General features: G+C 65.8%; 9 protein-coding genes and 1 pseudogene. 3 read left to right on the top strand and 7 right to left on the bottom strand.

Features of this window, described 5'->3' with window-relative positions; translation table 11 throughout:
• Together MOV74_RS23020 and MOV74_RS23025 are read right to left on the bottom strand one after the other, a co-directional pair.
• A pseudogene (locus MOV74_RS23020) lies at positions 1–227 on the bottom strand (MFS transporter); the annotation flags it as partial.
• A 36-nt stretch (positions 228–263) separates the two neighbouring features.
• Positions 264–686, bottom strand: a complete 423-nt coding sequence (locus MOV74_RS23025) for an MAPEG family protein (RefSeq protein WP_246927354.1) — start codon at positions 684–686, stop codon at positions 264–266.
• Between the two features lie 160 nt (positions 687–846).
• Between MOV74_RS23025 and MOV74_RS23030 the strand changes: the two genes are divergently transcribed.
• Together MOV74_RS23030 and MOV74_RS23035 are read left to right on the top strand one after the other, a co-directional pair.
• Positions 847–1,461, top strand: a complete 615-nt coding sequence (locus MOV74_RS23030) for an acriflavin resistance protein (protein ID WP_246927357.1) — start codon at positions 847–849, stop codon at positions 1,459–1,461.
• A gap of 69 nt (positions 1,462–1,530) precedes the next feature.
• Complete coding sequence (locus MOV74_RS23035) at positions 1,531–2,373, top strand: metallophosphoesterase (protein WP_246927359.1); 843 nt, start codon at positions 1,531–1,533, stop codon at positions 2,371–2,373.
• A 15-nt stretch (positions 2,374–2,388) separates the two neighbouring features.
• Here MOV74_RS23035 and MOV74_RS23040 read toward each other — a convergent pair whose 3' ends face one another.
• The 3 genes from MOV74_RS23040 to guaB form a co-directional block, all read right to left on the bottom strand.
• Complete coding sequence (locus MOV74_RS23040) at positions 2,389–2,685, bottom strand: hypothetical protein (RefSeq protein WP_246927361.1); 297 nt, start codon at positions 2,683–2,685, stop codon at positions 2,389–2,391.
• Positions 2,686–2,838: 153 nt separating this feature from the next.
• Positions 2,839–3,861 carry an NADP-dependent oxidoreductase gene (locus MOV74_RS23045; protein WP_246927363.1) on the bottom strand — a complete coding sequence of 341 codons (1,023 nt, stop codon included), beginning with the start codon at positions 3,859–3,861 and terminating at the stop codon, positions 2,839–2,841.
• Between the two features lie 267 nt (positions 3,862–4,128).
• Positions 4,129–5,622, bottom strand: coding sequence for an IMP dehydrogenase (guaB, locus tag MOV74_RS23050; protein WP_246927365.1), 1,494 nt, complete (start codon positions 5,620–5,622; stop codon positions 4,129–4,131).
• Positions 5,623–6,043: 421 nt separating this feature from the next.
• Here guaB and MOV74_RS23055 point away from each other — a divergent pair, with 421 nt between their 5' ends.
• Entirely contained in the window at positions 6,044–7,534 is a 1,491-nt protein-coding gene (locus tag MOV74_RS23055) for a DHA2 family efflux MFS transporter permease subunit (protein WP_246927367.1), read from the top strand.
• A gap of 94 nt (positions 7,535–7,628) precedes the next feature.
• Here MOV74_RS23055 and MOV74_RS23060 read toward each other — a convergent pair whose 3' ends face one another.
• Both MOV74_RS23060 and MOV74_RS23065 read right to left on the bottom strand, forming a co-directional pair.
• Positions 7,629–8,315, bottom strand: coding sequence for an RlmE family RNA methyltransferase (locus MOV74_RS23060; RefSeq protein WP_246927375.1), 687 nt, complete (start codon positions 8,313–8,315; stop codon positions 7,629–7,631).
• A gap of 1 nt (position 8,316) precedes the next feature.
• On the bottom strand, positions 8,317–8,923 hold a 607-nt coding region (locus tag MOV74_RS23065), incomplete at its 5' end, for a Ppx/GppA phosphatase family protein (RefSeq protein WP_404979160.1).

Raw genomic sequence — 8,923 nt, forward strand, 5'->3', positions numbered from 1 at the left:
ATGCCGATCAGCCTGGCACGCGCGGTGTCGGAATCCATCAGGAACGCGCACGAGGCGTAGCGGCGCAGCACGTCCCAGACGAGGCCGGCGATGGCGGCGCGGTCACCGGAACCGGCAAAGCGGTGCGCGGTACCCCACTCCTTCAGCGCCTTGGCCGCGGGCACGCGGTCCTTCTCGATGGTGTCGATGAGCTCGATGGCTGCGGACAGCCGGGCAGCGGGGGTCATTCTCAATCTTTCAGATCAGCATTGGCGGGCAAGCGCCTAGATCAGCAACAAGAGCTTCAGGGCGAAGTAGATCCACATCGCCAGCAGCACGAGCACGCCGGCGAGCCAGACCGTGGAGCGCCGGCCGAGATCGTTCGAGGAGACGAAGACCCCGGCATGGGCAAAGCGCGTCACCACGAACACCCAGGACATCAGCACGATGAAGAGATCGGCGCGGCGCAGCGGCAAGGCCAGCGCGATCAGGACGTAGAACAGCACCGGCAGCTCGAACTGGTTGCGGTAGCAATTGGCGATTTGTGTGGCGCCCTTGGGCCAGTTCGGCTCGCCGAGCGCAATGTCGCGAATGTTCGTCTCGCCCGCGACCAGCGTCTTGCGGCGCGCGAAGACCATGCCGATCAGAAGCGCGAAGGTGAGCCCGATCTGGACGAAGACCGGCAGCAAGACCATTTGAACGGACATCTGAGCTTTCCCATCCGGCGGAGGCCGCCGGACCGTCCATTAGCCGCCGCTCCTCGTCCTGACAATCAACCAGTTGAACCGGCCTTCCCGGTCTTGCGACCAACCACCGATCATTAAAGCGATTTCGGCCCCTTTCGGGGTCCCCAGGCGAGATGGCGCCATGACCACCCTGACCAGCCTCTGGACCGAATCCGCCGACGGCCGGCTTGGCATCCTGATGTCGGCGCTGTCTGGTATCGCGATGGCGCTCGCGGTCGCGCTGGCGATGACGGTGTACTTCCGCCTGAGCTACCGGACCTGGCGAGACGTTGCCAGGCATGGGGTTGCGACGCTCGCCGCGGTCGCCCTGTTCGCCTTCGCGGCCTACGACATGCGCCACGCCGCCCTCGCCTATCTCGGCCTCAACCCGTCCAAGCCGGCGGTCGAGTTCGAGATCCGCATGCCCCGGGAGATGCTGACGGCGGCGACCGACACGCAGATCGAGCTGCACACCGACCGTAACCAGACGCTGGCGCTGGTCGACGGCGTGCGCGACCTCTCCGACGGCCGCACGATGCTGCGCGGCGCGGTCGCGCTCAACCACCGCACCGCGGATCGCGTGCTGGTCGTGAACCTGCCCGGCAAGGGCATTTTCGAGTTCCGTCTCCGTCTGCCTGCCGAGCCGCATCGCTCCGAGCAGTTCGGTCCCTGGCACCTCGCCGACCGCATCGCCTCGCCGCTCGCCGGCCCCGTGGCGCCGCAGGACGCCTACACGATCCGCTACCGCGTGCTTTAAACTTTGTTCGTTGCGATCCATGCCGGCGCCGTCATCGTTCCGACGCGGGACAATTGGTACGATGATCGCATGTCCGAATTTCGCCTGACGCAGATTTCCGACACCCATCTCGGCCGGCGCTTCCCCGGCCTGGTCGCCAACTTCCATCGCGTTTGCGAGCACATCGACGCTGACAGGCCCGACCTCGTCGTCAATAGCGGCGACGTCTCCTTCGACGGGCCGACCGGCCGCGATGACGTCGTCTTTGCAAAAGGCCTGCACGACGCGCTGCCCGTCGCGTGCCGCTACCTTCCCGGCAATCACGACATCGGCGATAATCCGACCGCGATCGGGCCGGCCCCAAAGCCGCCGGTCAGCGAAGCGCACCGCCGGCAATTCTGCGACATCATCGGCGAAGATCATTGGGCGTTCGACGCCGCGGGCTGGCGCTTCATCGGCCTCAATTCCCTGGTGATGAATTCGGGGCTCGCCTTCGAGGCCGAGCAGTTCGACTGGCTGGCGTCCGAGATCGCGCATACGAACGGCAGGCCGGTCGCGCTGTTCCTGCACAAGCCTGTGTTTCTCAACCTGCCTGACGATCCTGAAACGCCGGAGACCTCGATCCGCTACGTGCCGCAGCCGGCACGGGCCCGGCTGATCGAGATGTTCGAGCGCGTCGATCTACGGCTCATCGCCAGCGGCCACGTGCACCAGCGGCGCGATTTCAGCTATCGCCGCACCCGCCATGTTTGGGCGCCATCGGCCGGCTTCGTCATCAACGATCAGCGCCAGGAGCGGATCGCGATCAAGGAAGTCGGCCTGGTCGAGTATCGCTTCCGACCCGACAGCTTCGAGGTTCGCCACCTCAGGGCCGCGGGCCAGGTCGATGTCGACGTCGAGGAGATCCTCGCCCAGATGGGCGGCGAGCACTAACGCGCGCTTGGCGGCTCAGGCGACGCTCTTGAGGTCCTGCTGGATTGCGGCGAGCAAGGATTGCAGCGCCTCGCTGTTCACCGGCTTGGCCGCCAGATCGTTGGCAACGGCCCGCTTGGCAGGCTGCGCGGCCTTGACCGGACGCTTCGGGAACGGCGGCGGCGCCGGCATCGCGGGTCGCGCAAAATCGCCGTCCTCCTCGGAGCGGACGAACTTGCCGTGAATGACGTCGTCGTGGCGGCCCATGACGAACATCGCCACCCAATAGCCGGCAGCAAGCAGGATAACGCAGAAAACACTGATCTCTAACATCGCAACACCCAAAATATGCGCGATGATTCAACGTCTTCGCCTTGCGGTCAATGAACCGACGGTCACACCTGCGGCTTTTGCGGAACAGGTGTGGCCGATCGGTCACTCTTTGTTAACCATCCCGCCCCCTTCCTTGGAGGCGGACGCGGCAGGTCAGGCCTTATCCGGCCCGACCCGGACCAGCTGCTTGCCGAAATTGGCGCCCTTCAGCAGCCCCATGAAGGCGCCGGGGGCGCTCTCCAGGCCCTCGGTGACGAACTCCTTGTACTTGACCTTGCCGTCGCGAACCCAAGAGGACATGTCGCGCAGGAAGTCGCCATGGCGCGCGGCGAAGTCGGAGACGATGAAGCCGCGGAAGGTCAGCCGCTTGGTCAGCGTCGCGCGCATCATGCTGGCGGCCCATTTCGGCGGCTTGGCCTCGGTGTCGTTGTAGTGCGCGATCAGGCCGCAGACCGGCACGCGGGCAAACGGATTGAGCAGCGGGAACACCGCCTCGAACACGGCGCCGCCGACATTCTCGAAATAAACGTCGATCCCCTTGGGGCAGGCATCCTTCAGCTTGGCGGCGAGATCCGGATCGCGGTGATCTATGCAGGCATCGAAGCCGAGCTCCTTGACCACGTAGTCGCACTTGTCCTTGCCGCCGGCGATTCCAACTGCACGCGCGCCCTTGATCTTGGCGATCTGGCCGACGGCCGAGCCGACCGCGCCGGAGGCACCGGCGACGACGACGGTCTCGCCTGCTTGCGGCTTGCCGATGTCGAGCAGGCCCGTATACGCGGTCATGCCGGGCATGCCGAGCACGCCGACCGAGGTTGAGATCGGACCGAGCTTCGGATCGACCTTGATCAGGCCATTGCCATTGGAGATCGCGTGCGTCTGCCAGCCGGAACGGATGCGGACGATGTCGCCTTTGGCGAAGCCGGCATTGTTGGACGCCGCGACCTCGCTGACCGCCTCGCCCTCCATCACCCCGCCGATCGGCACCGGAGCTGCATAGGACGGACCATCGCTCATGCGCCCGCGCATATAGGGATCAAGCGACAGCCAGATCGTGCGCAGCAGGACTTCACCCGCCGCAGGCGTCGGGACAGCGAATTCCTCGATGCGGAAATCGGATGGCTTGGGTTCTCCGACGGGACGCGCGGCGAGAACGATGCGTTTTGCTTGGGACATGGCTTCCTCCTGATTGTTTTTCGACATGGACGGAAGCGGAGGGAGGTAGCTGCGTCAATACAAAAGCGGAGGAGCGTGATCGCGTTTCGTCATGCGCATCTCCCGTGTCCCGGACGCGCTGCAGCGCTCTTGCGCTGCTGCGCAGAGCCGGGACCCAAAGTAACACGACAGATGCAGAGCGATGGGCCCCGGCTCTGCAGCGCATCGCCGGAGTGCTGCTGCGCTGCGTCCCGGGCACGAGACCGGCGCTGAAAGCGCGATCGGCGACTAACCCCCGCCCGGATAGTTCGGGCTCTCGCGCGTGATGGTGACGTCGTGGACGTGGCTTTCGCGCAGGCCAGCGCCGGTGATGCGGACGAACTGCGCCTTGTCATGCAGCTCCTTCATGTCACGCGCGCCGACATAGCCCATTGCGGCGCGCAGGCCGCCGGCGAGCTGGTGCATGACATTGCCGACCGGGCCTTTATACGGCACCTGCCCCTCGATGCCTTCAGGCACGAGCTTCAGCGTGTCCTTGATGTCCTGCTGGAAGTAGCGATCGGCAGATCCGCGCGCCATCGCGCCGACCGAGCCCATGCCGCGATAGGCCTTGTAGGAACGGCCCTGCCACAGGAACACTTCGCCGGGCGTCTCATCGGTGCCGGCGAGCAGCGAGCCGACCATGGCGATGTCGGCGCCGGCGGCGAGCGCCTTGGCAAGGTCGCCGGAGAACTTGATGCCGCCGTCGGCGATGACGGGGATGTCGGCCTTCTTCGCCGCTTCCACCGCATCCATGATCGCGGTGAGCTGGGGAACGCCGACGCCGGCGACGATGCGCGTCGTGCAGATCGAGCCCGGACCGATGCCGACCTTGATGCAGTCCGCGCCCGCGTCGATCAGCGCCTGAGTGCCCTCGGTGGTGGCGACGTTGCCGGCCACGACCTGCACCGAATTGGACAGACGCTTGATGCGGTTCACCGCGTGGAGCACATGGCGGGAATGGCCGTGCGCGGTGTCGACGACGACGAGGTCGACGCCGGCATCGATCAGGCGCTCGGTTCGCTCGAAGCCGGTGTCCCCGACGGTGGTGGCGGCGGCGACACGCAGGCGCCCCTGCGCGTCCTTGCAGGCGAGCGGATGGGCGACCGCCTTTTCCATGTCCTTCACGGTGATGAGGCCGACGCAGCGATATTGCTCATCGACCACGAGCAGCTTCTCGATGCGATGCTGGTGCAGCATCCGCCGCGCCTCGTCCTGGCTGACATTCTCGCGCACCGTGACGAGGTTTTCATGCGTCATCAGCTCGGAGATTTTTTGCTGGCGATTGGTCGCAAACCGTACGTCGCGGTTGGTGAGGATGCCGACCAGCTTGCCCGGTGTGTTCTTGCCGGCGCCGGTGACGACGGGAATGCCGGAGATGCCGTGATCGCTCATCAGCTTGAGCGCATCGTCGAGCGAGGCCTCGGGGCTGATGGTGAGCGGGTTCACCACCATGCCCGACTCGTAGCGCTTGACCTGCCGCACCTGGGCGGCCTGCCCTTCGGGGTCGAAATTGCGGTGGATGACGCCGAGGCCGCCGGCCTGCGCCATGGCGATCGCCATGCGGGCTTCGGTGACGGTGTCCATGGCCGAGGCCATGATCGGGATGTTGAGCGGAATGGCGCGGGTGACGCGGGAGCGGATGTCGACCTCGCCCGGCATGACGTCCGACAGGCCCGGCTTCAGCAGCACGTCGTCGAACGTAAAGGCTTCGCGGATGCCCTGAAGTTGCACCGTGGCCATTTGCCAACTCCTTCCTGCGGCCCTGCCGCAAATGCTAATGGATGAGCGCCGCCCTCGGCGTACCTTGCGGCAACGCCGGAGAATCGGAGCCCATCGGTGGGGTTGACGCGGGTCGATAGCACGGCCGCGTGACGAATCAAAGCAATTCGGAGCGCCGGCCTGCCATTCACAGGCTTTTTACGCAAATTCGGCGGGGACCGGCTCGGTACGCCGTCCCCTCCGCGGTCATTCCGGGGCGCGACGAAGTCGCGAACCCGGATTGACGAGAGAGCGCCATGCGGCGCGCCCGGGAATGACGGAGGGAGTCACACCTGGGGTCACGCAGGATTTAGGTGCTATGCGTCGATCCGCAATGGTCGCGGGCGGGCGGCGGTGATAAGCCGCAAGCCCCCTTCCTTCCGATTTTCAAAACCAATCCGTCATGGTCGACAAGCAACGCGTCATTCCGCTGATCGTGGCCACTGCTCTCTTCATGGAGAACATGGACTCGACGGTGATCGCCACCTCGCTGCCGGCGATCGCGGCTGACATCGGCACAAGTCCGCTGACGCTCAAGCTCGCGATCACCTCCTATCTGCTGTCGCTCGCGGTGTTCATCCCGGCGAGCGGCTGGACCGCCGACCGGTTCGGCGCGCGCATGGTGTTCGCGATTGCGGTCGGCGTCTTCATGGTCGGCTCGGTCGGCTGCGCGCTCTCGTCCTCGGTCACCGATTTCGTGTTCGCGCGCATCCTGCAGGGCATGGGCGGCGCCATGATGACGCCGGTCGGGCGCCTCGTGCTGCTGCGCTCGGTCGACAAGAGCGCGCTGGTCAACGCCATGGCCTGGGTGACGGTCCCTGCCCTGATCGGCCCGGTGATCGGCCCGCCGCTTGGCGGCTTCATCACTACCTACGCGTCCTGGCACTGGATCTTTCTGATCAACATCCCGATCGGGCTGCTCGGCATCTTCATGGCGCTGCGCTTCATCGATCCCATCAAGAGCGAGACGCGCGAGCCGTTCGATCTCTACGGCATGGTGCTCGCGGGTGTCGGGCTTGCCGGCATCGCGTTCGGGCTATCTGTTGCGGGACTGAACCTGCTGCCGTGGAGCACGGTCGCCGCCCTGGTCGTGGGCGGCGCGATCTCGATGATGCTGTATGTCCTGCACGCCCGGCGCACGGGCTCACCAGTGCTCGACTTCTCGCTCCTGAAGCTGCCGACATTGCGCGCGGCCGTCCTCGGCGGCTTCATGTTCCGGCTCGGCATCGGCGCGCTGCCGTTCCTGCTTCCGCTCCTGATGCAGATCGGCTTCGGGCTGTCGCCGTTCCATTCCGGCCTCGTCACCTTCTCCTCCTCGCTCGGCGCGATGGGGATGAAGACGCTGGCGGCACGCATCATTCGCACCTTCGGCTTCCGCAATCTGATGACGGTGAACGCGATCGTCAGCGCGTTCTTCCTCGCCGTCTGCGCGCTGTTCACGGTGACGACGCCGCTGCTCATCATCATGGTGATCCTGGTGGTCGGCGGCTTCTTCCGCTCGCTGGAGTTCACCGCGATCAACACGGTTGCCTATGCCGACGTCGAGACCGCGCAGATGAGCCGTGCCACCACTCTCGTCAGCGTCAACCAGCAGCTGGCCGTTTCGGCCGGCGTGGCGGTCGGCGCGGCGTGCGTGGAAACGACGATGTGGTTCAACCATGTCGGCGAGATCGACGCCACCGTGTTCGCACCGGCCTTTGTCGTGATCGCGCTGACCTCGGCAGCGTCAAGCTGGTTCTTCTGGCAGATGCCCGCTGATGCCGGCCACGAGATCTCCGGCCGCAAGGCCGTGGAGATCGCGAGCCGCAAGGGCGCCGGCAAAGGTGCTGAGAAGGCGGCGGTCAAGGCGGCGACCGAGGATACGCAGGACGTGCGGGATCAAAGGCTGGGGTAGGAATTTCCTGTAGCCCGGATGGAGCGCAGCGCAATCCGGGACCGGCCCCGCATTCCGCTTCGCTTCATGCGGGCTACGATGACGGAGTTTGTGACTACGTCTTGGCCTCGCCGCGAAACCCCGTCGCGAGCACATAGCGCTCCGAGGAATCCTGCCGGCTCGCCGCCGGTTTGACGTGGCGCACGGTGGCGAAGTCGCGCTTGAGCTGGGCGAGCAGGTCGGCGTCGGCCCCGCTCTGGAACGTTTTTGCCAGGAACGTGCCGCCGGGCTTGAGCACGTCGCACGCAAACGCGGCCGCGGTCTCGACCAGGCCGACGATGCGGAGCTGGTCGGTCTTGCGGTGACCGGTGGTGTTGGCGGCCATGTCGGACATCACGATATCGGCGCCGCCGCCCAGCATCGCGGTGAGCTTTTCGGGCGCGTCATTGTCCATGAAATCGAGCTGCGCGAAATCGACGCCGGGAATCTCCGGCATTTCCAACAGATCGATCGCGACGACCTTGCCCTTGCCTTCGGTGGAGCCGACGCGCTTGGCAGCGATCTGGCTCCAACCGCCGGGTGCCGCGCCGAGGTCGACCACGGCCATGCCCGGCTTCAGAAACCGAAACTTGTCGTCGATCTCGAGCAGCTTGAACGCCGCGCGCGAGCGATAGCCCGCCGCCTTGGCTTTGGCCACATAGGGATCGTTGAGCTGCCGCTCCAGCCAGAGCTTCGACGACAATTTGCGCTTGCCGCCGGTCTTGACCTGGACGTGCAAGCGGCCGGTGGTGTCCTTGGCCATCTCACCAGCTCCTGAGCGCGCCGTCCTCGCGCATCATCTCGACCAGCATGCCTTCGCGCAAGCCACGGTCGGCGACGCGCAGGCGCCGCAGCGGAAAGGCGCGCCTGATGGCATCGAGGATGGCGCAGCCGGCGAGCACGAGATCGGCGCGCTCGACGCTGATGCAGTTGTTGCCGGCGCGCTCCTCGTAGCTCATGCCGAGCAGCTTGTTGATAGTCGCGGTGATGTCGGAATCGTTCATCCAGATGCTGTCGATGCGGCGGCGGTCGTAGCGTGCGAGGTTGAGATGGATACCGGCGAGCGTCGTCACCGTGCCTGATGTGCCCAGCAGGTGCATGTCGGCGAGATCGCCGCCATGCTCTTCCGCGAACGGCGCGACGTGGTTCGCGACCACCTGCTCCATCGCAGCATAAATCTCCGGCGTCACGTCGCGGCCGCCGAACTGCTCGGCGAGCGTCACCACACCATAGGGGATCGACATCCAGGCCTTGATGCGCGGCTCCGGATTTTCCGGGTCGCGCTCGATCCGCACCAGCTCGGTCGAGCCGCCGCCGATGTCGAACAGGATCGCGCCGCGCCCCCTGGGGTCGACCAGCGGCGAGCAGCCG

The organism is Bradyrhizobium sp. SHOUNA76, from assembly GCF_023006445.1.
GTDB lineage: Bacteria > Pseudomonadota > Alphaproteobacteria > Rhizobiales > Xanthobacteraceae > Bradyrhizobium.